Source organism: Psychrobacter sp. AntiMn-1, assembly GCF_001854065.1.
Lineage (GTDB): Bacteria > Pseudomonadota > Gammaproteobacteria > Pseudomonadales > Moraxellaceae > Psychrobacter > Psychrobacter pacificensis.
On record NZ_CP012969.1, the window covers coordinates 841788 to 868479 of the forward strand.

The 26692-nt window shown below is 44.9% G+C and carries 23 protein-coding genes, 1 pseudogene and 1 other annotated feature; of the genes and pseudogenes, 12 read left to right on the forward strand and 12 right to left on the reverse strand.

The window, feature by feature from the left end; all coding sequences use genetic code 11:
• Nucleotides 1-233: 233 nt before the first annotated feature.
• Both AOT82_RS03400 and AOT82_RS03405 read left to right on the forward strand, forming a co-directional pair.
• Nucleotides 234-1433 (forward strand): sugar transporter, encoded by a 1200-nt coding sequence (locus AOT82_RS03400; RefSeq protein WP_071001816.1) that lies wholly within the window; start codon nt 234-236, stop codon nt 1431-1433.
• 342 nt (nt 1434-1775) lie between these two features.
• Nucleotides 1776-3653, forward strand: a complete 1878-nt coding sequence (locus AOT82_RS03405) for an autotransporter domain-containing protein (protein ID WP_071001817.1) — start codon at nt 1776-1778, stop codon at nt 3651-3653.
• Nucleotides 3654-3804: 151 nt separating this feature from the next.
• On the opposite strand, the gene arfB is transcribed toward AOT82_RS03405, so the two are convergent.
• The 6 genes from arfB to AOT82_RS03435 form a co-directional block, all read right to left on the reverse strand.
• Nucleotides 3805-4218 (reverse strand): alternative ribosome rescue aminoacyl-tRNA hydrolase ArfB, encoded by a 414-nt coding sequence (arfB, locus tag AOT82_RS03410; protein ID WP_071001818.1) that lies wholly within the window; start codon nt 4216-4218, stop codon nt 3805-3807.
• 58 nt (nt 4219-4276) lie between these two features.
• Nucleotides 4277-5149, reverse strand: a complete 873-nt coding sequence (locus AOT82_RS03415) for an HpcH/HpaI aldolase/citrate lyase family protein (protein WP_071001819.1) — start codon at nt 5147-5149, stop codon at nt 4277-4279.
• A gap of 205 nt (nt 5150-5354) precedes the next feature.
• A complete protein-coding gene (locus AOT82_RS03420) occupies nt 5355-6116 on the reverse strand; it encodes an SDR family oxidoreductase (RefSeq protein WP_071001820.1) in 762 nt (253 codons plus the stop codon).
• A gap of 46 nt (nt 6117-6162) precedes the next feature.
• Nucleotides 6163-6945, reverse strand: coding sequence for an SDR family NAD(P)-dependent oxidoreductase (locus AOT82_RS03425; RefSeq protein ID WP_071001821.1), 783 nt, complete (start codon nt 6943-6945; stop codon nt 6163-6165).
• A 3-nt stretch (nt 6946-6948) separates the two neighbouring features.
• Nucleotides 6949-7956 carry an NADP-dependent oxidoreductase gene (locus AOT82_RS03430; protein ID WP_071001822.1) on the reverse strand — a complete coding sequence of 336 codons (1008 nt, stop codon included), beginning with the start codon at nt 7954-7956 and terminating at the stop codon, nt 6949-6951.
• 22 nt (nt 7957-7978) lie between these two features.
• Nucleotides 7979-9784 carry an acyl-CoA dehydrogenase gene (locus tag AOT82_RS03435; RefSeq protein ID WP_071001823.1) on the reverse strand — a complete coding sequence of 602 codons (1806 nt, stop codon included), beginning with the start codon at nt 9782-9784 and terminating at the stop codon, nt 7979-7981.
• A gap of 272 nt (nt 9785-10056) precedes the next feature.
• Between AOT82_RS03435 and AOT82_RS03440 the strand changes: the two genes are divergently transcribed.
• A complete protein-coding gene (locus AOT82_RS03440) occupies nt 10057-11067 on the forward strand; it encodes a GlxA family transcriptional regulator (RefSeq protein ID WP_071001824.1) in 1011 nt (336 codons plus the stop codon).
• A 27-nt stretch (nt 11068-11094) separates the two neighbouring features.
• Here the strand turns inward: AOT82_RS03440 and AOT82_RS03445 are convergent, their stop codons facing one another.
• Nucleotides 11095-12375, reverse strand: a complete 1281-nt coding sequence (locus tag AOT82_RS03445; protein WP_083328832.1) for an LD-carboxypeptidase — start codon at nt 12373-12375, stop codon at nt 11095-11097.
• A gap of 236 nt (nt 12376-12611) precedes the next feature.
• Between AOT82_RS03445 and AOT82_RS03450 the strand changes: the two genes are divergently transcribed.
• A complete protein-coding gene (locus tag AOT82_RS03450; RefSeq protein WP_071001825.1) occupies nt 12612-13091 on the forward strand; it encodes a YkvA family protein in 480 nt (159 codons plus the stop codon).
• 122 nt (nt 13092-13213) lie between these two features.
• On the opposite strand, the gene AOT82_RS03455 is transcribed toward AOT82_RS03450, so the two are convergent.
• Nucleotides 13214-13519 (reverse strand): hypothetical protein, encoded by a 306-nt coding sequence (locus tag AOT82_RS03455; protein WP_071003638.1) that lies wholly within the window; start codon nt 13517-13519, stop codon nt 13214-13216.
• Between the two features lie 100 nt (nt 13520-13619).
• Nucleotides 13620-14171 carry a hypothetical protein gene (locus tag AOT82_RS03460; protein WP_392397117.1) on the reverse strand — a complete coding sequence of 184 codons (552 nt, stop codon included), beginning with the start codon at nt 14169-14171 and terminating at the stop codon, nt 13620-13622.
• Between the two features lie 388 nt (nt 14172-14559).
• Between AOT82_RS03460 and dnaQ the strand changes: the two genes are divergently transcribed.
• From dnaQ to nudC, 3 genes are all read left to right on the forward strand, one after another.
• A complete protein-coding gene (gene dnaQ / locus AOT82_RS03465; protein ID WP_071001827.1) occupies nt 14560-16200 on the forward strand; it encodes a DNA polymerase III subunit epsilon in 1641 nt (546 codons plus the stop codon).
• A gap of 148 nt (nt 16201-16348) precedes the next feature.
• Entirely contained in the window at nt 16349-18031 is a 1683-nt protein-coding gene (locus AOT82_RS03470; RefSeq protein ID WP_071001828.1) for a hypothetical protein, read from the forward strand.
• Nucleotides 18032-18162: 131 nt separating this feature from the next.
• Nucleotides 18163-19107, forward strand: a complete 945-nt coding sequence (gene nudC, locus AOT82_RS03475) for an NAD(+) diphosphatase (RefSeq protein WP_071001829.1) — start codon at nt 18163-18165, stop codon at nt 19105-19107.
• A gap of 65 nt (nt 19108-19172) precedes the next feature.
• Here nudC and AOT82_RS03480 read toward each other — a convergent pair whose 3' ends face one another.
• A complete protein-coding gene (locus AOT82_RS03480) occupies nt 19173-20102 on the reverse strand; it encodes a DMT family transporter (RefSeq protein ID WP_071001830.1) in 930 nt (309 codons plus the stop codon).
• 93 nt (nt 20103-20195) lie between these two features.
• Here AOT82_RS03480 and AOT82_RS03485 point away from each other — a divergent pair, with 93 nt between their 5' ends.
• The 5 genes from AOT82_RS03485 (at nt 20196) to AOT82_RS03505 (ending at nt 25119) form a co-directional block, all read left to right on the forward strand.
• On the forward strand, nt 20196-21086 hold the full coding sequence (locus tag AOT82_RS03485; protein ID WP_071001831.1) for a LysR family transcriptional regulator: 891 nt from the start codon (nt 20196-20198) through the stop codon (nt 21084-21086).
• 299 nt (nt 21087-21385) lie between these two features.
• Nucleotides 21386-22243, forward strand: a complete 858-nt coding sequence (locus AOT82_RS03490) for an RnfABCDGE type electron transport complex subunit B (protein WP_071003639.1) — start codon at nt 21386-21388, stop codon at nt 22241-22243.
• A 91-nt stretch (nt 22244-22334) separates the two neighbouring features.
• Nucleotides 22335-23030, forward strand: a complete 696-nt coding sequence (gene nth / locus AOT82_RS03495; RefSeq protein WP_058025991.1) for an endonuclease III — start codon at nt 22335-22337, stop codon at nt 23028-23030.
• 479 nt (nt 23031-23509) lie between these two features.
• Nucleotides 23510-24676, forward strand: a complete 1167-nt coding sequence (gene metK / locus AOT82_RS03500) for a methionine adenosyltransferase (RefSeq protein WP_071001832.1) — start codon at nt 23510-23512, stop codon at nt 24674-24676.
• Nucleotides 24677-24759: 83 nt separating this feature from the next.
• A complete protein-coding gene (locus tag AOT82_RS03505) occupies nt 24760-25119 on the forward strand; it encodes a DUF3144 domain-containing protein (RefSeq protein WP_071001833.1) in 360 nt (119 codons plus the stop codon).
• A gap of 143 nt (nt 25120-25262) precedes the next feature.
• Here AOT82_RS03505 and AOT82_RS13615 read toward each other — a convergent pair.
• A pseudogene (locus AOT82_RS13615) lies at nt 25263-25406 on the reverse strand (integrase core domain-containing protein); the annotation flags it as partial.
• 39 nt (nt 25407-25445) lie between these two features.
• A protein-coding gene (locus AOT82_RS03510) for an IS3 family transposase (RefSeq protein ID WP_379542907.1) occupies nt 25446-26665 on the reverse strand; the annotation gives its coding sequence in 2 pieces (ribosomal slippage) (nt 25446-26389 and nt 26389-26665; 1221 coding nt in all).
• Nucleotides 26274-26390: a sequence feature (AL1L pseudoknot), on the reverse strand. It overlaps the preceding gene by 117 nt.
• Nucleotides 26666-26692: the final 27 nt, after the last annotated feature.

Consider the following 26692-nt stretch of genomic DNA (forward strand, 5'->3'; position numbering starts at 1 on the left):
GAATACCTGCCCCACCTTGACTTGTCACCCGCTGTATTAGGGCGTGTCCCTATTTTAAAAATGGTGATAAAGATAATATAAATCGCAGACAAACAAGGAAAGTAGCTGGCTAATATCGAGATATTGACTAGCTATTTGACGCCGTTTGTCAAAGATTTAGCCATTTTTAGCCCATTTAGTGATAAACGTTTGAATTAGGGACACGCCCTAGCACCTGCTTTGTATTGGATTTTATGACACATAACCTTGAGGCGAGCGCGAACGCTCGCCGAACTCAGTATTTTCAAGTATTTTTGATGGGCGTTAGTGCCTTTATTATGAACACCACAGAATTTGTCCCTGTGGCGCTATTGAGCGATATCGCCCAAGATTTCTCTATTACCACAGCAGAAACGGGCTGGATGTTGACGCTCTATGCTTGGATTGTGGCAGCGATGTCATTGCCGCTGATGCTATTGACCAGTCGATTTGAGCGCAAACGGTTACTCTTAGGACTGTTTGCCGTCTTTATTGCCAGTCATATGCTATCTGTATTTGCATGGAGCTTTGATGTACTGCTCATTAGCCGAGTTGGGGTTGCGCTGTCGCATGCGATATTTTGGTCCATTACAGCAGCAATCGCCATACGTGTGGCACCCGAAGGCAAGAAAGCCATGGCGCTGAGTGTGCTCGCAACTGGGACGTCGCTTGCAATGGTACTCGGTGTGCCGTTGGGACGGTTGGTTGGTCAATGGTTTGGTTGGCGCGCGACATTTGGCGGCATTGGTGTCATTGCGCTTGTCGTCTTTATTTTGCAAGCGAAACTATTACCTACCTTACCAAGTATGTTTGAGGGATCTTTTAGAAAGATTCCAGAACTACTCAAGAACCCCTTACTAGTCTGTCTATATTTGCTTATCTTGCTCGTCTTTACCGCACACTATACGGCCTACTCTTACATAGAACCCTTTATGCGTCAGGTCGGTAATATCAGCGAAAACGCAGCTACTTTTGTGCTACTACTGTTTGGGGCAGCAGGCATTGTGGGCAGTGTGATATTCAGTCGTTGGGGTGATAGATATAACACCCAATTGATGCTGGTATCTACGATATTAATACTTGTCTCTATGCTGACATTGCTGTTTGTCGTGACCTCGGTATGGGCGCTTAGTGTTAGTGCACTGCTATGGGGCGCGGCACTCATGCTACTGATTATCTCAATGCAGGCAAAAGTCATCATGGTCGATGTCAATGCACAAGACATGCTGATGGCGATGTTCTCAGGTATTATCAATTTAGGTATTGGAACAGGCGCTTTGTTTGGTGGCTATGCAGTGACGCATATCTCGATATCAAGCGTGGGTTATGTCGGCGCGGCTATTGCGAGTATCGCTCTGCTCCTAATGTTATTTATGATAAAACGCTTCCCTGAGTTGAGTCGGCGACTTGGCTAAGTGTAATCTATCTATTGATACCGATGCTTTGTGAAGGATTAAAAGTAGTGATGTATGTAATAAAATGGTTAGGTAATAGTACAGCCTTGCAAGGCTTGCTAGATTTCTTCTAAGGATATAGTCGAACCACTATTGAAGTGTTACAGCGTTAGACTCGTTTAGCCTACTACTGTGGTACTTGCAATCGTCTGCCTTGTACCACTTTTAATATTGATTGACTATACAAAAGTTGTAAAAATAAGACAATATTCTTTTGATGTTGTAATCAAAATGATTGCTAGCCTTCTAAAAAATAGTTACACTCCATTGACAATCTATTACATTAATGACAAGGATGTCGCTATGCCCCGTAATACCGCTCGCTCCATAGTTGGTCATACTACTCTCAAAAATTTTAACAAAAGCATGCTTGCCATCAGCCTATCTATCGCTGGTATTTATCACGCAAATGCTTATGACAGTGTCACCTTTTTTGGCGACAGTTTAACGGATGGCGGATATTTTAGCCCCCTCACTCAAGGTGCGTTTGGGCTTGAAGAGTCAGGTCAATTTACTACTAACCCTGATAATACATGGGCAGCGTCATTCGCTGAACAACTAGGTACTACTGCTGTCGCCAATACTTATGATGGTAGTCAGACAGGTAATAATTATGCAATTGGTGGTGCAAGAGCAGGCGTAGATGTCACTGCTTTTGGTATTCCGGTGGCCTCTGCCAATAGCCAAGTTAATAATTATATTGATAATAATCAAGTAGATCCTAATGGACTTTATGTCGTGTGGGCAGGTGCAAATGACTTGCTTGCGGCGGCTGAAGATCCTGCTAATGCCCAAGCTACGATACTTGGCGCAGTAGCGAGCCAGGCCGAAACAATTAATACACTAAAAGACAATGGCGCAAACTACATTTTAGTACCTAATATTCCTGATATCGGTCTGACGCCTAGAGCTATTGATCAAGGGCCTGTGGCACAAGCGCAAAGTACTGGCGCTACTAGTCTATATAATCAATTTATGCTTAGTGCTGCAGCAAATACTGGGGCAAATATCATACCGCTAGACACTTTTAGCTTATTACAACAAATCGCTAGTAATCCTACGGCTTATGGATTTACTAATATGACCACGCCAGCCTGTACTGAAGACTTGGTTACTGATAGCTCACTATTTTGCGGGTCAAGCAATCTAGAAACACCTGATGCCAACGAAACCTACTTTTTCGCTGATGGCATTCACCCGACCGGTCAGGCGCATCAAATGATTGCTGACTATGCAAATGCTGTTGTCACTGCCCCCAGCCTAATCGGTGTGCTGCCACATATTGCAACGACAACCGGACTTGCAACCAATGAGCGCTTACAGTCACACGTCAACCAAATCCAAAGCAGTGAGCAAAAACCTGCCCGTACACTATGGGCTGTCGGTGAAGTCGCCAATCAAGACATTGCAGGGTTTGATGGTGATAATAATACCCAAGTATTACTTGGTGTAGATTTTGCTCATCCTAATTCAGCCAATGCCGTGACAGGCTTATACGGTAACATCACCCAAAAAGACTTTGAAAACTCAGATGTCGGCACAGGTTTAAGTGATATTGATCTGGGAGAAGTTGGTTTTGGTGTCTATCATAGCAACAAGTTTGGTGGTTTACAGATAAATGGTGCTGCAGGATTTGGCAACATGGATGTCGATGTCACACGTGCTGTCACACTTGGTAGCAACCAACAACAGTTCAAGTCAAATGCTGATGGTAAACGTTATTATGCCAACCTGCAGGCAGGCTACCCATTGCAGGTAAGTAATATTGCCGTCACACCTTATATCGGTGCAACAGCGAGCCGCGTAAAAATTGACGGACTCAAAGAAAAAGAGATGTCTGGCGTTGCCATGCAGTTCGATGAGCAGAAGTACTCTACGACATACGGCAAGATTGGTATCAAAGCCAATCATACCTTGATGGAGAACCTCAACTTATTTGGTGATATTCATTATCAAAAGCAGCTGAGTGACAATCGCAAAGCGGTAACAGCAAGTTTGAATACGCTATCTAATATTAGTTTTGAGACACCTATGGTCGAAACTGATGATGATAACGTTGCCATGACACTTGGAGTGTCTAGAAGCTTTGGTCTATTAAACGCTAATGCTGGTGTCACACATTCACAAGGTGATGACGATGACTCAACCATCCTATTTATTGGACTTAATGGCGCATTCTAAATAACTATTTAATCTAGCATAACGGTATAGGTGATAATTTCTCGCCTATACCACTATAAACTCAAAAACCGCCATAATCTACGATGACTTTTGCTGTATAGCTGTTGTGTCGCAAAACCTCTCAATGACAAAAGCTAGTATCACAAATTCTCTAGAAATCTACTTTACCGCGTAAAGCTTTGGTTTTGCCGCGCTGGGTTTTTTGATCCACCCGTTTGCGTTTGGCATTCCGACTTGGTTTGGTGGGCCGTCTGGTTTTATTGACATGCGTGGCTTTATTGATAAAGCTTTGCAGCCGTTCAAGCGCATCGATTTTATTGCGCTCTTGCGTACGAAACTGCTGTGCTTTAATGATAAGTACGCCCTCTTTGGTGATACGGCTGTCTTTACTGTCTAGCAATCGTTGTTTGTACGCATCGCTTAGGCTTGAGGTGTGAATATTAAAACGTAGATGGATGGCAGAGGAGACTTTATTGACATTCTGCCCGCCTGCGCCTTGTGCGCGTATGGCACTAATCTCTACCTCATTATCATTGAGGCTAATCTGGTTATTGATAAAAATCATAATGTGCTTTTATATACGAGTAGATATGGCTCATAATAAAGCATTATAGCTTTGCCTGCTACTTTGCTAATAACCGCTGCTTCTCCAAAAGTTGACGACTGCGCGCAATCACTGGCGCATCGACCATCTCGCCATCTATTTTAAACACCGCTTGCCCGCTTTTCTCATACTCTTCTATCACCCGCGTTGCAAACGCAAGCGCTTTGTCTATCGGCTGCAAGGCTTGTTGCACAGTGGCAACTTGCTTAGAATGAATGCATAACATCCCTGCCATACCCATTTGTGACCACAAATTTACTCGATTACTTAACCCTGACTCATCTTTAAAATCAGGATAAATCGTATCGATTGGCGGCGATAGCTGATGTACTTTTGAGGTCAAAATAAGCTGATAGCGAATCTGATTGGCAACTATCTCGGCTGATGGCGTCCCTACTTGTACTTGTAGATCATTACACAGATCCAAAAACCCATAGCTAAAAGCGGCCAAACCTACTGCTTTTGCCATGCTATCGATTTGGTATAGCCCGATGGCACTCTCTATCAAAGCGATTACAGGTAAACCTGTCAGCTGATGTATGCTGTCGATATCTTCGGCGCGCTCGGCCTTAGCCAATAACACACCAGCCAAGTTAGGCATTCTCTGACAAAGCACGATGTCTTTGAAAAACTCCTCACTACCCGCTTGATTGATACGCAGCCAAATGGGCCGATAAGTTTGCTTTGCATTTTGCTCATCGTAGTAGTTTTTTAATGCGTCTCGAGCCGCCGCTTTGTCTTGCTTGGCAACGGCATCTTCTAAATCCACAATCACGGCATCTGCGCCACTAGCAAAGGCTTTTTCTATCCTATCGATGCGAGTCGCTGGCACAAATAGCCATGTTTTATTTTGAGAAATAGTATTTATTTTATGATTGGTCAATGAGTCCATATTTGACTCCTTTTGGTTATTTAAATTAATTATGCCACGGTATAGCCCATTTTTACTTCGCACTAATAGTCTATTCAATGACAAAGTAGGAAGAGTAGCTATGCAATTCATTAAAAATGAAAACAAAAAAACCGCATGAAAATTTATCTCATGCAGTTTTAAACAATTACTTTCTTATCTAACCTATGTCTTATAGATTAGCTAATTAAGCCAGCATACCACCATCGACAACGATAGTCGCGCCTGTGGTATAGCTTGAAGCGTCCGACACCAGATACAGCACCGTACCTGCCATTTCATCAGGCTCTGCCACTCGCCCTAGCGGGATCGAATGTAGCGCCATTTTTAAGACCTTATCATTGGTCGTTAGCGCTGAGGCAAACTTGGTATCCGTCAGGCCTGGTAATAACGCATTCACACGGATATTAAGTGGACCACATTCTTTGGCAAAGGCCTTGGTCATGCTAATAACTGCCGCTTTAGTGATTGAGTAAATGCCTTGCTTATCACCTGCCACCAGTCCATTGACTGACGCGGTATTCAATATAACACCGCCGCCTTGCTCTTTCATCATTTTGCCAGCGGCTGTTGACATAAAGAAGTAACCACGAATGTTGACCTCCACCGTTTTATCAAAAGCGGCTAAGTCTGTATCTAAAATATGGCCATAATACGGGTTGGCTGCAGCGTTATTGACCAAGATATCAATTTGACCAAACTCACTTTTAATATGCTCAAAAATCGCGTCAATTTGCTCCATATCTCCCACATGACAGGCAAAGGCACTGGCTTTATGACCGTCAGATTTGATGCTATCTGCGACTGCTTGGCAAGCATCGATTTTGCGGCTAGAGACAATCACGTGTGCCCCTCTTGAGGCCAGCAGACGAGCAATAGACTCTCCAATACCGCGGCTCGCACCTGTCACTAGGGCAATTTTACCGGTTAAATCAAATAAATCCTTCATCACTATTCCTTATAGTTTTAAATATTCTAGACGTTTTTCGCACAAATTATGCCAACATGCCGCCATCCAAGGTAAAGGCATGGCCATTCATAAAGCTGCTCTCGTCGCTAGCGAGCCATGCAATCGCGGCAGACACCTCGTCCACCTCACCCAAACGGCGCAGCGGACTGGCTTTGACGGTTGCTTGCTGTGCGCGTTCATTCATGGCTGCCATGGTATTGCGTACCATTGGCGTATCAATAAAGCTTGGACAGACTGCATTAAAACGGATATTGGCGCGGGCGTACTCGTGGGCTGCCGACTTGGTCAGACCCATCACGCCATGTTTGGCGGCACTGTAAGCCGATAACATGGGCGCAGAACGCAGACCAGCGATAGACGCCACATTGATTACATGACCACCGCCATTCGGTATCATACAATTGACAGCGGCACGCATGCAGTGCCAGACCCCTTTTAGATTGACGGCGATATTGCGATCAAAGTCCTCATCACTCAGCTCATGCATGGGCGAAGGCTTGTGGTCGATACCCGCGTTATTGACCACCACATCTAGACCGCCTAGCGTCTCTACCGCAAAGTCAAACAACGCACGCACTTCATCACCACTGGTCACGTCTACTTTTTTGAAGACGATACTGTTGCCCGCATCTCGGCCTTGCTGGGCAACAGACTCACCCATCTTTTCTGCCATATCACCGATCACGACTTTTGCGCCGCGACTGGCCAGTAGCAGCGCGCTTGCCGCACCAATGCCTGATGCGCCGCCTGTGATCAAAATACGCTTACCCGTTACATCTGATGCAATTCCGTTTGTATTCAGTGTCATGAGTTATTCCTCTACTTTAAGTACCAGTTTGCCGAAGTTTTCACCGTTAAAGAGCATCATAAGCGTATCAGGGAATGTCTCAATCCCCTTAACGATATGATCTTTTACTTTGATGTCGCCTGACTGAATCCAGCCTGCAATCTCTTTCATGGCGATTGGATATTCTTTGATATTATCAAACACCACAATGCCTTCCATACGGGCGCGGTTGACCAGGAGTGATAAATAGTTCGATGGGCCTTTGACGGCTTCCGTGTTGTTGTATTGACTGATCGCACCGCAGATGACGATACGCGCATGTAGGTTTATTTGAGTAAGTACGTCATTTAAAATGTCACCGCCAACGTTATCAAAATAGACATCGACGCCATTTGGACAAGTTTGCTTCAAGGCTTTTTTGACGTTTTCGTTTTTATAATCGATCGTTGCATCAAACCCAAGCTCATCAACTAAGAATTTGCATTTCTCGCTACCGCCTGCAATACCAACGACGCGGCAGCCTTTGATTTTGGCAATCTGACCGACCAAACTACCAACGGCACCCGCAGCACCAGATACCACAACGGTCTCGCCTGCTTTTGGTTGGCCTGTTTTGAGCAAACCAAAATACCCTGTCATGCCCGGCATCCCAAGTACGCCTAAATAATAAGGTAGCGGTGCAAGATTTGGATCAACTTTATGCAATCCTGTGCCGTCACTGACCGCATATGACTGCACGCCATCGTGACCTGCGACATAATCCCCAACGGCAAATTTCTCATGCTTACTTTCAATCACCTCGCCCACCGTACCGGCACGCATGACTTCCCCAATCTGGACAGGTTTGATATATGATTTGGCATCATTTAGCCAGCCACGCATTGCAGGATCTATCGAGATATAATCAATTTTAATCAGTAATTGACCATCGGTGATAGTCGGTATTTCTGTCTCAGTATAATCCCAAGTCTCAGTGCTTGGTGCGCCAACTGGTCTTGTTTTTAGTCGCCATTGTCTATTTATGGTTGTCATTGCTCTTTCCTTAGCGTTGTTCTTAGAACCAGTCTGCCTGCATGTCGGTGCAAACAGCGTTGTCATTGTTTAAAATGGCTATATCACGGTTAATCAACGGTAGTTCCCAATCGATGAAGTACTTCGCCGCTTGTATCTTGCCTTTATAAAAGTTTTGTTGCTCAATATCTTGCGTCGTGCTTAATAGCTGCTCAGCTTTACTGGCTTGGCGAATCCAAATCCAGCTCAGCACGATCGAGGCAAAAATATTCATCAGCGCTTGGGCGTTACCAGTAAGCGTAATGGCTTCTTCTGTCTGCAACACTTTGCTTAGATGCACCAGCACTTCATGCAGCTGACCCATGTAAGGCGTTAATTTACCCGCGAGTGCCGCAGTCTCAGGCGTGGTGATATTTTCTAGATCTTGCGTGATTTCACGCTTTAGAATCTGAATGCCAAGACCACCTTTTTGCCATAACTTACGAAATGACAAATCTAGTGCCTGTACGCCATTTGTCCCTTCGTGAATAGGATTGAGACGATTGTCACGCCAAAACTGCTCAGCATGATATTCACGCGTATAACCAGCGCCGCCCAATACTTGAATACCCAAATCATTGGCTTTTGGCCCATATTCAGACGGCCATGCTTTTAGTACGGGCGTTAGCAGATCTAACAATTCGGTTAGCTCGTTTTTTAGGGTGTCGTCTTCGCAAGTATTGATACGGTCAATTAGGTTTGAGCCGTATAAGCACAAGGAGATACCACCTTCAGAATAGGCTTTTTGTGCCAACAGCATGCGCTTGACGTCACCATGCTGGATGATAGCAGTTGCATCATCTTCAGGTTTATTATTCGGTGCAATGCGCCCCTGCGTTCGGTCTTTGGCGTAATCAAGCGAATACTGATAACCGCGATAGCCAATCATCGCCGCACCAAATCCAACTGCAATACGCGCCTCGTTCATCATCTTGAACATATAACGCAGGCCAAAATGCTCATCACCGATCAGGTAGCCGTGACAATCGCCCGCGTCACCGAAGCTCAATGCCGTCGAGGTTGCCCCTCGATAGCCAAGTTTGTGAATCAGTCCTGTCAGATGCACGTCATTGCGCTCGCCGACAGACATATCATCGTTCAAGCGATACTTTGGCACCGCAAATAAGGAGATGCCTTTTACCCCACTAGGGCCACCTGGAATCTTGGCCAATACTAAATGCACGATATTGTCAGACAGTTCATGGTCCCCTGCTGAGATATAAATCTTGCTGCCTTTGATGCGGTACGAGCCGTCGTCTTGTTTAACCGCGGTGGTTTTGATGTCGGCAAGTGACGAGCCCGCGTGCGGCTCTGTCAGCGCCATGGTACCAGTGAACTCGCCTGTTAGCATACGCGGCATAAAGGCGGCTTTGATATCCTCACTGGCAAAGTGAGAGATGACATTGATGGCTGCAGTGGTCAAAAATGGATAGGCCGTCGTTGATGGGTTGGCTGCCATAAAATAGCCTGCCACCGCGGTCATGATTGTCTCAGGCAGCTGCATACCACCATCTTCAAAACTATAACGACCAGCGACAAAACCTGAGTCACGAAACGCATCAAAAGCGACTTTGACATCGCTTATCATGCTGACTTTTTTGCCATCAAACTGCGGTTCGTTCTTATCTGCCAAGTGATTGTGCGGCAAAAATAAATCCGTTGCGATCTTATTTGCGGTATCTAATACCGCATCAAAGGTCTCGCGGCTGTGCTCTGAGAACTTTGCGTGTTTGGTGAGTGATTCCGTGCCTAGTACATCATACAATTGAAAAGGTAATTCAAAGTCGTTGATAAGGGTGTCTGCTGCCATAGTCGTCTCTTTTAGTAAAATTCAAATATCGTCAATCATGAAAATCCGTTTATCTTACTGCCACCTGTAATGGCTTTATCTCTTCTATTTACCGCATTATTGAGAAGGCAAAACAAAGGGGTTTAATGCTTATCAATTGATATTAATCTAAATTAGCGCACTGCCGTATTGTCATTTATGACATAATCATGGTCAAATGTGACATAAATTTGGAAATAATTTCTCCTATGGACGTTATGATTAGTGAGAAAAATAACAGATGCGAGTAACTGATGCCCTATTTCAAACCATTTAATGTAATCGTTCTTGGCTTCGATGGTGTGCTTGGTAGCGTGCTCGCTGGTGCCTTAGATTTGTTTTCATTTACAGGGGTTAGCTGGCAGCGATTTTCAAATGAAGCGGTTGAACCTAGGTTTAAGGTGCAGATCGCAAGCTTAGGCGGCGGTGATATCAGATGTAGCAACCGCTTAATGATGCGAGCGCACTGCGATATCCAAGATGTCACGGAGTGCGACTTGTTGCTGGTGCCCACCATTGGCGACTCTATTGATAAGGTATTGAAGCAAAATAATGGGCTGCTGCCACATTTAGTACGGCTTGCCAATACCAAGGCCGATATAGCGAGCAACTGTAGCGGGGCTTTTTTCTTGGCGGAGGCAGGGCTATTAGATCATAAAGTCGCCACCACCCATTGGGGCTATGCCAATAAATTTAAGGCAGACTTTCCACTGGTGGACTTACAAGAGAACCAGTTTGTCACTCATGCAAGCGATGAGCTGGGTAGTATATTTTGTGCAGCAGGCGGCAGCGCCTTTTATGATTTGGGGCTATTATTAATAGAGCGCTACTGCGGGCGAGAGATCTCTACACAAGTGGCAAAAACTCAGATTATTGATAGCAAACGAGGCAATCAGAATAGCTATACCAACGTGACTTTGCATAAGCCGCATTCCGATCAGTTGGTCAAACAAGTGCAAGAATTCATCGAGCAGAATTTTCAACAGCCAATACAAGTCAGCAGCCTAGCTGCCATGGCAAATATCACTCCGCGCACTTTGAATAGACGCTTTCAGGCCAGCGTCGCGATGCGACCCGTTGAATATATTCAGGCCGTCAGAATTGAGCAAGCCAAGCGCTTGCTCGAATTGGGAGATGTGAGTATCAAGTCTCTTGCCGATCAAGTCGGCTATGATGATATCTCTTCGTTCACACGCCTGTTCAAACGGGCAACAGAGTTGACGCCTAAGGAATATCAAGATAAGTTTTCACGGCTGGCGATTTAGAGTCTGTTAGTTAGTGGTCATGCATGTTTACATATTCTGCCATAGGCCTTCGACATGGATAGCATCCGCCTTGATGATTGGATAATCGCTAAAGGACAACTGGTAGCCGCCTGATGTATTGGGCGTCAGTTGACACATTGCGCCAAGCGGAAAGCTGTGTTTTTTGCCAATATGACCAAATCGCAAGCCACTATAAATTGGTAATCCAGTCAGCTTATGTAATTGACGAATCACTGTGGCAACATCATAACGCTTGTCATAGCTGTCCTCACCTGAACCAGACAACGCCCCAAACACAATCGCTTGTTGACCTTTAAACACTCCCGCTAAATACAAATCATACAGCATACGCTCAATACGATACGCCTGCTCGCCCACATCCTCTAAAAACACAATACCGCCCTCAATGCGCGGTAAATACTCGCTACCTGCCAGCGCAGAGACCACGCTTAGGTTACCACCCCAAATCGTACCAGTGAGCACTTTGGACTCGCCCGCTGTGAGTATGGTAGGCAATTGCTGACTGGTTAAAGACGCATCTTGTATGGTGATCGTGAGGTTGGGATTGGTTAAGGCCTCAGCGAACTGGCGACAGCTGACCTTATCAGGCACAGTTTTGCCAAACTCGCTATAAAGCATCGGTGCCGCAAGTGAACTCATAGACCCTTTCGCCAATAGCGCACATTGGATCGCAGTCACATCACTGAACCCTGCGAGTATTGTGCCGCGCTCTTTCATAATACGCCCAAGCGTCGTCCAATCAACCATGGGTAATATACGCATAGCACCATAACCACCGCGCACACCCAAAAGCAGTTTTGGCGCTGCTATCGCTCCGGTCGCGAGGTTTTGGAAGTCACTGGCACGCTGCGAGTCCGTACCTGCAAAGCGCAAATATTGACGATTGGTAATATCGGGATTACTTATTTTAAACCCAGCACAGCTCATGCGATCTAATGCCAACTGATTGCGCTCATCACTGCCGCCTACATTGGAGCTGGCAAACAGTTTGGTCTCAATCGTGGGCGTAGGGCAGCTTGTTATTAGAGAAGTTTGCGCTGAGCGCTCATCCAACAATGCAGTCGGCAGATCGTCTTTGGTCAGCTGCGAGCTATTATCTGCCTCAATGAGGCTGGCAGCCAATGCGTGAGGAATACTTTGCGCTGCTAATGCCGCAGCACCTGCGCCAACACCTATTCGGTGCAAAAACTGTCGACGGTTTAGGCCAACATTAAGCTCATCAGCTAGGTTTGACTGTAGGTTTTTATCCTCTATTGATTGCTGGATGGACGGTATTTTTGAACCCATACGTTGTTACTACCTATACATTTTTGTTTTTATGATTTATACATTGTCATCTTTTGCAGTAGCGCACATCACAAATGAAGCCGTCATACTCAAACATTGTAACGCATCTTGCCAGCAGTCAAGTTACCCAAGCCTTTACCTATATTTACTTTTTCGCTACCGAGACATACAACATGGGGCGAGTATGTTTGTTACTGTAGATACAAATTCATCGCACAAAAATAAAGGCAACAATTATGTTTACCAAGAAAAATGATAAAGAAAAAACACTCGTTTCTAATTTGAAATACTTGATTGGAAAAGAAGACAAACTTAAAGAAAAGCTAGAAGACAATAGTTATCTTGAACCTTTTAGCTATGATTTGATGCTATTTATGAGTCTAATCAAAGACTATTACAAAGGGGATTATCGCAAGATTCCTTTTAGAACCATTTCAGCTGGTGTGGTTGGGGCAATATACACACTAAATCCTATTGACCTTATCCCAGACTCTATTCCGTTTATCGGTTATATCGATGATGCGCTTGTGCTCAAGTTCTGCCTAAAACAGGCCAGAAAAGATTTGCAAAAATATAAAGTATGGAAACAAGAACAATCAGACACCAAAAGCACATCGGAAAATGACAAGTACACAGACAAGATCAGTCATGATAAAAGCAGCACTGATGAAGAAGATGATAATGAAACCAGTACTGATCTCAAAAAGGCTTCGTAACTAGTTATTTCTTAACCGATAATTAGCAGTTTAAAAAAAGCCACAGCCACTCACTTGGTTGTGGCTTTTTTGTTGCTTTAATCAATCTGACGCTGAACGGTTAAACCTCCAAACGTCAGATTTTAATTAGGCACATCGTAGCTTGCTTTTTCTGGATTAAGGCCAAACGAGTACACGAAAGTTGCAACCAGACTATTGACGATGATAAACGGTAAGTCAATCACCACATGACCTAAAATATAGCGACCAATCAACCAAGAGACAATCAGCATAACGATAAAAAACCCAGCCAAGTACGCCAAAATAGCAGGATGCTTGAGATTATAAGGTTGGTCAGTCTTCGGCTGCTTTTCTAATACATACGTTCTTATCGCCCAACCCGCGGCATAAGAAAACCCACCTAACACAACATAACTAAAAAAATTCATATAGCTTGACTCTACTGATTTAAAGGCTTGTAGCAAGATCGTTTTGGACAAATACAATTGATCATCAACGATATTTATGCTACCTATGAGCAATACTTATCTAACTACTCTCATTCACATTATCGATAATGATGTTGGCGTGTGGATTGGCCAATATATCGGTATTGACGTCATCACACGCTACTCGATAGATGGTGTTAGCACCTCGGTAAATATAAGACAGATACTCACTGTCTAAGAGTGGGTCGATATTGGCATAGGCAGGCTTGACATGCGCCAATACTAGCACTCGATCAGGACGCCCGATCACCGCATCGACATTATCTGGATCAATAGAAAAAAACTGCGGTATATCACTATTTTTAATCACTTCTAACGCTTCAGGCTCATCCCACACACGCCTAGCACTTGCAGGCTCTTTCATCTGCATCACCCAAGCGCCTTCTTGTTGGCTAACCTTTATTTGCGCAGGCTCGTCTTGACTCACTGTATAACAGCCTGCAAACACAGATAAATCGGTTGCCGCGACCTCAGTATCTGCCTGAGCATCACTGCTATCACTACAGCCACTCAAAAGGAGCACTGTGCTGGCCGTAGCACTGAGCATCAGATACGTCAGTCGCTTATAAAAAATACTTGAGCATAAAGACATAATAAAGCTATCCTGCGGTCATGTATGGGAGACTTGCACTGAGCGCGTTGTCATAAGAAAACTATCAAATAGCTATCTACAAATATTTTCTGTGGATACTATTGTGACAAATGTGACAAAGACAGCGCGCTGGTATTGGCTTCTTTAAAAGCATTTTCGCTAAAAAGTAGACGTTTTTTAGCGAGCCAAGCTATTTTAACAGAAAACAATCAGGTTACTATTGTGTTATGCGTTGCCATCGCTAGTTTTGTGATTTTGTTTGTCACGACCACCCATATTTACGATAGATTTGTTATACTCACAGCGGCACTAGCATCGTTCAATTAGTATGAGCGCGATGCTCTAATACTACTTTTATGCTTACTATTTATCAGGTTTATACATCTCTATGTCAGACAACCGTAACGCCATGCCACACTCTAATACAAGCAACGCAACTGATCCGTTAGCCGCCAAGAAAAACATAACGGTAGCGTATACTGACGGTGCCTGCAAAGGCAATCCCGGCGCTGGCGGTTGGGGCGCGCACCTTATATTTAGCGATGGTAGCACGCAGGATTTATATGGCGGTGATACGGAAACCACCAATAATCGCATGGAGCTCATGGGTGCGATACAGGCCCTAACACATAGCTCACATGAGCAAAAACTTGAGATTTGGACAGATTCCAGCTACGTCCAAAAAGGCATCACCGAATGGATTGAAGGCTGGAAGAAAAAAGGCTGGAAAACAGCGAGCAAAAAGCCCGTCGCCAATCAAGATCTTTGGCAACAATTGGATAAGCTATGTCAACAGCGTGATGTTGATTGGCACTGGGTTAAGGGTCACGCTGGACATGCCGGTAATGAAAAAGCAGACGAACTGGCAAACTTAGGGGTTACGTCAAACAGTGGTCACTCCTCTATGATAAAAGCATCTGTGGCACAAAAACCTGTGATAAACGAATCAGACGCCCCTAAAAAAAAAGACCGCATAGCGACTGATAAAAAACCTGTCGCCAATGATGATTGGCTAAAGTTCGACCCATTGGGTCTAGATATGGTAGATGACGAGTTTGACGATGTGTCAGAAGATGAGTTACGAATCAATGACAGTCAACATAGCCATGAAGCACGTATGATGCATAATGATGTCATGGTAGAGACTCCTCACCATCCAGACAACGCACCCAAAATGATGAGTAATAAAGCCATGCCAGAAGCCCAAGTACCCATGAATGATACCGACATGACTAGTGATATCCCAACTATAGATACTGATACACCCAAGTTTGATGGGGATACGAGTCGTGCCAATCCTCATTTTAGGCCGCTACTACCAAAGCCGATACATCGTCATGAAGCAAATCGTCAGCTCATCATGGATACAGAGACCACAGGACTGGACGCATTAAAAGGCGACCGTATCATTGAGGTCGGTATTGTTGAGATGGTTGGGCGTAAATTTACTGGTGAAAAACTACACGTCTATATCAATCCGCAGCGTGGCATGGATGATGAAGTTATTCGTATTCATGGGATCTCTGAGGCATTTTTGGCGGACAAGCCCACCTTTGATCAAGTTGCCCAGTCATTATACGACTTTATGGATGGTGCTGAGATTATCGCTCACAACGCCACCTTTGATATGAACTTCTTAAACATGGAGTTTGCGAAAGTCGGTCTCAATGACTTTGCTGAGCGCGTACAAGTGACCGATTCACTGGTCATGGCAAAGCAGCAATATCCTGGACAAAAGAACACATTGGATGCCCTCGTACGTCGTCTGGACGTTGGTAAGCAAGACCGTACCTTTCACGGCGCCTTACTGGATTCAGAGATTTTAGCCGAAGTTTACTTGGCGATGACTGGCGGTCAAGTGACGCTTGCCATTGAAGAAGACGCACCCACAGAGGGCGGGCAAACTGCCCATACCAGTTTTGCCAATTTGGCCAATTTATTGCTAGCATCGACGTCAGATGAGACTACCAATCAAAGCTGGTACGCTTCTCTTGCAGAGGACTACCCTGAGCTAAAAGCCAATATGTAGCCGCTACATCAAGCCTGAATTACACCAACATTTGTACAATATAGCCTTGATTATTATCATATAAAACGTTAAAACATCATTAACCAATATTTTTACTACCCCATTGATACCATCGTCATTCTCATCAGTACATTATGGAAAAATACTTATGGACCAGTCTGCGCAAATGAAGTTAACCGCCCCCACGCTTAGTGTTACTGATTTCAACCTACCGTCACTCCACTTATTGCATGATGAGATTATCGCAACGCTCAAAGATACTGAGATTCATCTGAGCGAATTCAATGACGATAGTAGCCAAGCACCTTTATTGTCAGATTCTATTGATGTTCTAAAGCAGCTGTCTTGTATTTTTAAACTGATTTCTCTTGTTGGTGCAGAAGTGTTAAACAATGCGATCGTTGACGGTCTACAGCGCCTTTATGACAACGGCGACAACAATGACATGGCTCTCATCATGGATTTATCAGAAGCCATTATGACTTTAGAACGCTATGTCGAGTTTGTATTATTGACTGAGTCGGTAGAGCCTACTTTGTTATTGCCAGTGGTTAACAATCTCAATGCGCATGGACAAAAACCACCAATGACGGTCGAGGACTTTTCTACTTTTGGGAGCAGTAGCGTCATCATTGCTAACCCAGAGCAAAACTTTGAACCACTAAGCGCGCTCAATTTGGATACAAAACTCCTGACCTATGCCTATCGTAGCGGTCTTGGCGTTGCCCTACTCAACCAAGATGGCAATATTGACTCAAACGATCAGCAAAAACTCGATGCCATGAGTGCTGCCTGCGCTTTGATCGCATCAAATAGTAACAGCCTATTTTGGCAAGCAGCAGCGACTGCTGTGACAGATATTGCCGCGGTCTTACCGTTGAACGTGAGCCAAAAGCATACGCTGATTTATGTGGAGCAGCAGTTCCAAAGCTACTTACCTGTGATGGATACACGTTTTGCAGACTTAGTTAATTTTGCCTGTCAGCGTGATACTGTTGAGGCGCAGCAATTACGTGAGCAGTACGCAAGTAACTATCTAGAAGGCGATCAGCTTGATGAGATGAAGCGTTTCTTGTTTGGTCCCAATCGCGCACTCACCGATACACTAAATGACATTATTCAGTCTCAAATCAATAATATTAAAGAAAATGTCGACAGCTATGCACGTGGCGACTCCATCAATCCTGTTGATATGCAAACTGCCCAGATCATTGAAGATTTGACTGAATTGAGCTCAGCACTGCGCCTGCTAGGATTGTCCAATGCAGCTGATAGTCTTATCACAGCGGCGGGTGCGGTCAGCCATTGGCAGGCGCCTTCGCCGGATGACTTTGATCACTTATTACTGGCATTGATGCATGCAGAGAATGCTACAATTGCAATGGCAGAGATGCATACCCCAGGGGCGATCTACTTACCACTGAATAATCAGCATATCTCATTGCATCAGCTCAATACATCATACGATACCCTCATACAAGAAAGCCGTACCGCCATTGCAAGTGCCGAGCAAGCAATTAACGACTATTTGGCAGAGCCTGAACGCGACATGCTTAATATTCAGAATATACCGGGAATGATGCGCCAAGTGGCAGGTGCATTGCGCTTTTTACATTTGCCAACACCCGCCAGCATGCTTGGTCAATTAGCCATTTATATCGAAAAACGTATAGAGAGTGGACAACGTATCGAAGACCCTACACTCGCCTGCATCGCTGATGTGATTATGGCGGTCGATCATCATCTGGATGGTTTTGAGAACAATCGTCCTGTCAGTAAACAAGCGCTTGACGTTGGCCAGCAAAGCTTAAGTCATCTACTTGCTGCTTAGTACTGCTTGCACAGGTTTTATCGTCGCCATTTTGTCATTTTGCGGCGATAAAACTTAATCAGAATACTTCACGTTAAATAAGTCTGTATCTAAATCGATACGGATTTGCTTCAAACTGTTTGGAATCTTTTATGGCCCATGCTTTTATATTGAGTGATGACACTGTTTTATGCCGTCAAATGCCAGATGGTTGGTGGCCATTACAAATCCAACTACCACAGAGTCGTACTGGTTCAGACGAGCAAGCTTATCGGCTCGGTCACGTGACGCTACATGAGAGTCTATCGCCAAATCACTGGCAATCTGATGATAATAATAATATGGATAGCCTTTCATCTGATTTGATCAATGAAAACACTGCCCAAACCTTCACTGCGCCGTCCACCACTGCCATGACTTATGATTACGCAGTCGCTCATAACGTGACGCTGCCTATCATCGCCGAAAGCAGTACTGATACCTTTGTCCCTTATCGACAGCTGATAAATAACATACCTGTTGCCCTATCTGACCAGATCAGTCAAGCGATACAGTTATTAAGGTGGCAAGCAGATACGCAGTTCTGTAGTCGCTGTGCCAGTCCTACCGTACATGCTGACCAAGACGAGCGCGCTATGGTTTGTCCAGTATGCCAGCTGCGCCAGTATCCTCGCGTCCAGCCATGTGTGATTACGGCGATTACCCGCCCAAACCCAGTAACAGATGAAATGCAAATCTTACTCGCGCACCACCATCGACATGGACAGCAAAAACTGCCGCCCATGTATGGTTTGATCGCTGGGTTTGTTGAGGTGGGTGAGAACCTTGAGCATGCGGTGGTACGTGAGGTGGCAGAAGAGGTCAATATCAGCATATCAGATATTCGTTATGTGAGTAGCCAGCCTTGGCCATTTCCCTCCAATTTGATGCTTGGGTTCCGTGCCTCTTATGCCAGTGGCGATATTATTATTCAAGAAGACGAACTGGCGCATGCTGATTTTTTTGATCTCTCTAACCTGCCAAAGATTCCACCAAAGGGCAGTATCGCTCGAGAATTGATCGATCAGATTGCCAAAGAACAAGGCATTTTATTATGAAATTAAATGACACTGTCACTGGCAGCTCATTTTAGCGGCTAATGTCAGTGCCTACTGCGTCTCACTTAGACATTATGGGCGGTCAGACGCTGATGTTGCCATTTGACAAGTCTGGGTATCAATAGCCCTGCAATCACAATCGCCATACCTAATAATTGCAAAGCGGTCACTTGCTGACCGTAAGCAAAGGCCGTGAGCGCAGCAAACACTGGCACAAAATTAAAGAATAATGACGCATTAGCAGCGCCCAACTGCTTGACGCCAGAGATCCACAATAGATAACCGCCAACCGTGCCGAAGACGCCAATAAATATCAAGTCGCCAAAGACACTGCGACTGATGGCTAAGCTTTCTTGCAATGGATGTACCTCTGCACTAAATAACACCATGAGCGATATCACCCCAAGACCTGACAGCATACCGACCAAGGTATAAGGAATCATCGGCATCCAGCGGCTGATACCTTGAGTCAGATAAGTATAGAGACTCCAGCACAGCATACCTAAAAAAATCATTTGATCGCCATGGTTAAATTCAAACCCTAGCAGTTTGGCAAATGCGCCATCGGTCAGTACCAGCAGTACGCCAGAGAGACAAACCACCAAACTAAACAGCGCGCCTTTGGTAGGAAACTGGCGCTGCGCTATAGAACCAATCAAAGAAGTCACCAGCGGGCTAAGCGCCATAATCAACGCACCATTGTTAGCATTGGTCTGTTCAAGCCCAGTAAACAGCCCCAAGTTTAAGCCACCAACACCAATGATGGATACACCAATCGCCCACGCCCATTGTTTGGGTGTGAGATTAGGGATTGGCATGTGCTTATATTTTGTATAAAGGTACAGACACATCGAGGCAATGCTAAAACGCCACATGACTAAGGTTAATGCATTTACTTCACTCAAGGCATGCTTGCCGACAGGAAAACTTGCGCCCCAGAGAAACGTACACAGTAATAAATATAGGACGGCGGTGGTGTTCGCTGAACGGCTCATACTGCACCCAAAAAACTTGCGAAAAGATAACCACCAGTGTATATATTTTAAATACGGTATAAACAAGCAATAACGAGAGCATAGATTCTGAATATGAAATTTAACTACTCCCTCGATGACATGCGCAGTTTTTGCGCGGTTGTCCGCTACGGCAGCTTTCGCCAAGCCTCTATAATGCTTGACATGCCCCTATCGACATTGAGTCGCCGAGTTGCCAAACTAGAAGCAGATCTGGCACTTAGGTTGCTCAACCGAGATGCGCACCGCGTACAGTTGACCCATGCAGGGCAACAATATTATAAGAGCAGCGCCCATCTCTTTGATGAATTAGAAAACGTCGCGTGTTGCTTACTACAAGATAAAAATGAGGCCAAAGGCACAATCAGAATCAGCGCCCCTGTCAATTTTGGTAGTGATATTTTAGCGCCGCATTTCAATGCTTTTTTAAAACAATATCCAGATATCCATTTAGATTTGCGTCTGTCCAATCAGACCATTGATATTGACGCGCAAGCTATTGATGTCGCTTTTCGTATTGGTGAACACAGTGCCAATCATTGGATTGGGCGGCAGCTGACCAATATTCGCTTTATCATTTGTGCAGCCAGCGATATCGATGTATCCGATATCCAAACGCCCAATGATTTGGCAGGCTACCCTACGGTACTGTGCACCCCTATGTCTACTTGGCATCTACAGCATCGTATAACGGGCGAGGTACAGACGCATCAGCCAACAAATAATATCCGTCTAAAAGTTGATAATATTAGTTTACTAACGGGGGCTATTGCAGATGGTATCGGTCTAGGTTTCATCCCCGATTATGATGCACAGCCTTTGATCACATCAGGCGGTTTGCAGCAAGTATTGCCTGATTGGAATAACCAACCTAGAGGCTGCCAGATGCTCTATCGCGACCGTGATAACATGCCTCATCGCATGCATCTATTAATTGATTTTATCCTCAAGCGTTTTGGTAAGTAGACATTCCGCAAACGCTCACCGAGAATAAATGCATCACAATATCATTGATCTTATGCTTTAATTTTTAATGTTAAAGACTAGGTTTTCGACCCTGATGTTTTACGGCTTTAAATGTGTTAATCTTCGCAGCGCAACAGCGATCAATACGGCTGGGTGATTGACTATTTGATATAGAACGTCAGTACAAAGATCCATAATTTGCCTATAAAATATGCAATCAATAGTCACTTATCTACCTAGCCACTGACAGACATAAGTGACAGTCGCTAATGATGACCGATACTAAGGCCAGTAATACCATGTCCCAAACCGACACCCATCCTCAAAGTACTGAACAGACACGCTTGACAGATTTACCGATCTTGTTTAAGTCGCTGCACATTGATACCCTGCCAAATGATGTACAGACAAAAATTGCACGCGTTGATGCTTGTCTGCCGCAAACGCAATGCGGGCTTTGTGAGCATCCAGATGGCTGCTTGCCTTACGCCACTGCTATCGTATTAAAGGGTGAGCCATACAATAAATGTGTGCCTGGTGGCCAGCCAGTAACGGACGCTATCGCTCAGACAATTGGGATAGATACTCATCTGACAGCCGCACCATCACAATGGCCGATAGACATGACATCAGGACGTCCAACAGAGGTTCGTGCTGTGATTCGTGAAGACGACTGTATCGGCTGTACCAAATGTATTCCGGCTTGTCCAGTGGATGCTATCGTCGGTACTGGCAAACACATGCATACGATTTTTACCGATTTGTGCACAGGCTGTGAGCTATGTATCGCACCCTGCCCTGTTGATTGTATCGACTTGGTCATTGTCGAGCGTGAGCTTTCTCCCTTTGAGAGAGTAGCCGAACAAGAAGACTTGAGACAGCGCTACCACACGCATCTCAAACGCGTGACAGAACAACTGGCTGATACCAGCAATAGCAAACCTGTGGTCAGCATGGTAGAGGCCAAGCTCAACAATGCAACGAGCCAATCGCTAAATATTAGCGAAGCACAAGCAAAGAATACCATTGCAGCGGCTAAACTACGTACCAAAATCAAAAAACTCGAAAAGCAGCTCAGCGTGCGCGCCAATGATAAAAAACAAATGGAGCTTGAAGGCTTGCAAGCAGAGCTCGACGCATTACAAGCGGTGCTGTGATTACGTGATTGATACTTTAATAACTCATATAAATGCCATCGCTAGCATATAATTTTGCAACACCACTCACTAAAATAATAGTTAAAACACCATGAGTAAAACGGTCAAACATAAAACAGCCGATACACCGCCCTCTAGAAGAATGCCCAATCGCGATGTGCGTCCATTTTTTGAAAAGCTAGCGGCGACGATTGACGAGCCTGTCACCGAGCTAAATTACGGCAGTAATTTCGAGCTGCTCATCGCCGTTATCTTATCTGCACAGGCAACTGATGTGAGCGTCAATATTGCCACTCAGCAGTTGTACCCCGTGGCGAACACACCTGAAGCTATACTGGCACTAGGCGAAGAAGGTCTAAAGACGTATATCAAAAATATTGGCTTATATAACGCAAAAGCCAAAAATGTCATCAAGACTTGCCGCGATTTGATTGAAAAGTTTGATAGCACCGTCCCTGACAACCGCAAAGATCTAGAATCATTAGCTGGTGTGGGGCGTAAAACCGCCAACGTAGTTTTGAATACTGCTTTTGGTCAGCCAACCATGGCGGTCGACACGCATATCTTTCGCGTCGGCAATCGTACTGGACTCGCTACTGGTAAAACGGTGCTCATCGTCGAAAACAAACTGGTCGAGCGTATACCCGATGACTTTATCGTTGATGCGCATCATTATCTTATTTTGCACGGGCGCTATACCTGCCAAGCGCGTACACCCAAATGCGGCGCTTGCCCCGTCTATGAAGAGTGCATGTTTAAAGATAAAGCGACCTTTTTAGAACTATAACGTAGTGACACTCCTGTCTCAAAGACAAACTTATGTAGCCATGAACTGGCAAGTACCTACGTTTTACGACAGTGAATCACTTGTTGAGCATTTCTTATAGTATAGCAAGTGCTGCTCACTAGAGTTTTATAACGTTTCAGGGTAGAATAACCCTATTTTGTGTTAAGAGATTTTGGCAATTACCCCGCTTCTGATAAGGCAATCTGCACACTGACAGTAGCCTATTAGAGCGAACATTGACCTAACTCTCTACCGCCATAGCCATAAAAGCTTATTATCATTGCTCCATATATGAATTGATTGAATGATAGTAGGTCTAGATTTTAGCCAAATTGATGACAAAAACTTTGTTCAACACCGATTTTTAGCATTGAGAAATACCGATTATCTGCCGCGTAAATGCGTGGTCAACATTAATTAGAGCAGCACCCAGAGTGTTGCTTTTCCTACCTTTATTGATTCAATTAAGCGATCCCATTATGCGTGAATACAACTTATTTACCTCCGAATCTGTGAGCGAAGGCCACCCTGACAAAATGGCTGACCAAATATCAGACGCCATCCTTGATGCTATCTTACGTGAAGACTTACACGCACGTGTGGCCTGCGAAACTTTAGTAAAAACAGGCGCGGTGATACTTGCCGGTGAAATCACCACAACTGCCAATATCGATTTAGAGCGGCTGGTGCGTGACACGGTCAACGGCATTGGTTATCACCACTCAGATTTGGGTTTTGATGGCGAGACTTGTGCGGTCATCAATATGCTGGGTAAGCAGTCTCCTGAAATCGCTCAAGGTGTCGATCGTCATGATCCTGAAGAGCAAGGTGCAGGCGATCAAGGTTTAATGTTTGGTTACGCCAGTAATGAAACTGATGTATTAATGCCGGCCCCTATTGAATATGCCCATCGTTTGATGGAGCGTCAATCTGAGCTGCGCCGTGCAGGCGAGCTACCATGGCTCCGTCCTGATGCCAAAGCGCAGGTTACCTTGAAGTATGATGGCAACCGTCCTGCTGCAATCGATGCGGTCGTTCTATCAACTCAGCATGATCCGAGCATCTCGCAGTCTGATCTGCAAGAAGCAGTGATGGAATCTATCATCAAGCAAGTGCTACCGGCTGATCTGTTACATGCGGGTACACGCTACCATATCAATCCAACGGGTAAGTTTGTCATTGGTGGTCCTGTGGGTGATGCAGGCTTAACAGGCCGCAAAATCATTGTCGATACTTACGGCGGTATGGCACGTCATGGGGGCGGTGCTTTTAGTGGTAAAGATCCCTCAAAAGTAGATCGCAGTGCTGCTTATGCGGTACGTTATGTGGCCAAAAACATCGTCGCAGCTGGTCTTGCTGATCGCTGTGAAGTACAAGTCAGTTACGCGATTGGGGTTGCTGAGCCAACGTCTATCTCTGTCAACACTTTTGGCACGAGCAAAATCAGTAACGATGAAATCATTCGCCTGATTCGTACTCATTTTGATTTGCGTCCTTATGGCATCACTCGTATGCTGAACCTATCACAGCCAATGTATCAGCAGACGGCTACCTTTGGACATTTTGGTCGTCAAGGCTCAGAAACTGCCTTTACTTGGGAAAAAACAGACAAAGCAGATATCTTAAAAGCAGACGCTGGCTTATAAGGGTCATAGAGTCATTACGTTGAATCATTTACAAACCGCCTTTATATACTAAAATTATCGACACTTATTATTAGGAGCAGCTTATGTCTCAAGACAGCAACACTCAAGACAACAATGTGGATGCAAGCATTGAAATCACCCCTGAAATGCAGGCGTTTTACCAACGCGCTGATGCTATCATCGGTGTCGCCAATAGTCAGCTAGGCCCTGATGCCCATTCAGGACAGGTAGGTGCTTCTTTGTTATATGCTGCCGCACGCTACAGCGCCTCTGTGGCCTCGATTGGCTTCGTGAAAGCCGATGATTTTGCCAAAGAAAAAGACGATATCGTCGAGTTTTATGTCAAACAATATCGCCAGATGCTAAGTGACAATTTGACAGATTATGCACAAAATTTCGATAAATATGTGCAGCTAAACAAAGATGATAAGCCAGCTGAATAAGTTGCTATTCTTATCTAGGTAGATATTCTGCTGTGACAATCATCTGTATTTAACAAAAAACCCAAGCCGCTCAAGCTTGGGTTTTTTGTATTATGTTATTGAGTCGGTAACCCTCCCAAACTTAAGACACCTAATAAATAGAATTAAGCTGCCTGATTGAGTTTCTGTATCGGTGTAAAACCGCCATTGCCCATGTTTGGGCGCTTATGATTATAATGGTATAACCAGTTTTCTGCTTGTGCGCGTACCTGCTCTAGATTATCAAACAGCTCCTGATTTAACCAATCTGAACCGCCCCGACTATATCGGAGAGTGATTTACTTGAGTCAGGCAGCGATGCCTGACAGGGTTAAATTATCGTAATACCGCTTTTCAAACTCAAAAGGTGACACATAACCAATCGTGCTATGCAGACGTGTTTTATTAAACCAGTCCACCCATTCAAGGGTTGCCAGTTCAACATCATTAACGCCAGTCCAATTCTCCTTTAAATAGTCAATTACCTCAGATTTATACAGCCCGTTAACCGTTTCAGCCAGTGCGTTATCGTATGAATCACCAGTCGTGCCGACCGAGGCAATGATGCTAGAGTCCTTCATCTTATCAGTATAACGAATGGATAAGTACTGAACCCCGCGATCACTGTGATGAATCACATCTTTGGGGTTGTTCCTGTCTGCTATCGCCTGATTTAGCGCAGCCATAACCATATCCGTGTTCATGCGATTAGATACTTTCCAACCGACAATGCTACGGGCAAACACGTCAATAATAAAAGCGGTATATACCCAGCCGCTAGTTGTTTTTATATAGGTGAAGTCAGCTACCCATAGCTGATTAGGACGATGGGCATTAAAATTACGATTAATCAGGTCATCAGAGCATTTTTGGTCATCACGGCTATTGGTGGTGATCTTGCCCTTACCGCGCCAGATGCCTTGCATACCATACTGCTTCATTAAACGCTCTACCGTACAACGAGCCACATGAATACCATCTGCCTTCATCTGCTGCCAGACTTTACGAACACCGTAACGGCATTTACTGTCCTGCCAGATGCGTTTAATCTCGTTGATATAATAATCGTCATGCTGCTGACGCAACGAGCGCTTTTCAGGGTAACTCTCCAAGTCTTTAGTACGGTAGTAGGTTGATGGGGCAATCGGTAGTACTCTACAGATTGGCTCGATCCCGTATTTCTGCTTGTGATCATCGATAAATGTGACCATTATTTCGGTGGACGGTCGAGCTCCGCCTGGGCGAAAAAAGCGGCTGCCTTACGTATGATCTCATTGGCCTGTTTGAGTTCTTTGTTCTCACGTTCAAGATCTTTAATACGTTGCTCTTGGCTTTGAGCTTGTACCGATGCAGGGATAGTTTGATCTATATGCTTCTTGTGCCATGAGCGCAGGGTTTCAGGCGTGCAGCCAATCTTAGGGGCAATGGCTTGAATGGCTGCCCATGTGGAGGGATAGTCGTTTGCTGCTTCGATCAGCATACGGACGGCGCGTTCTTTAATCTCAGGAGTGTAGGTTTGTCTTTTCATTGTCGTATTCTCTCAGAATGTTAAGTC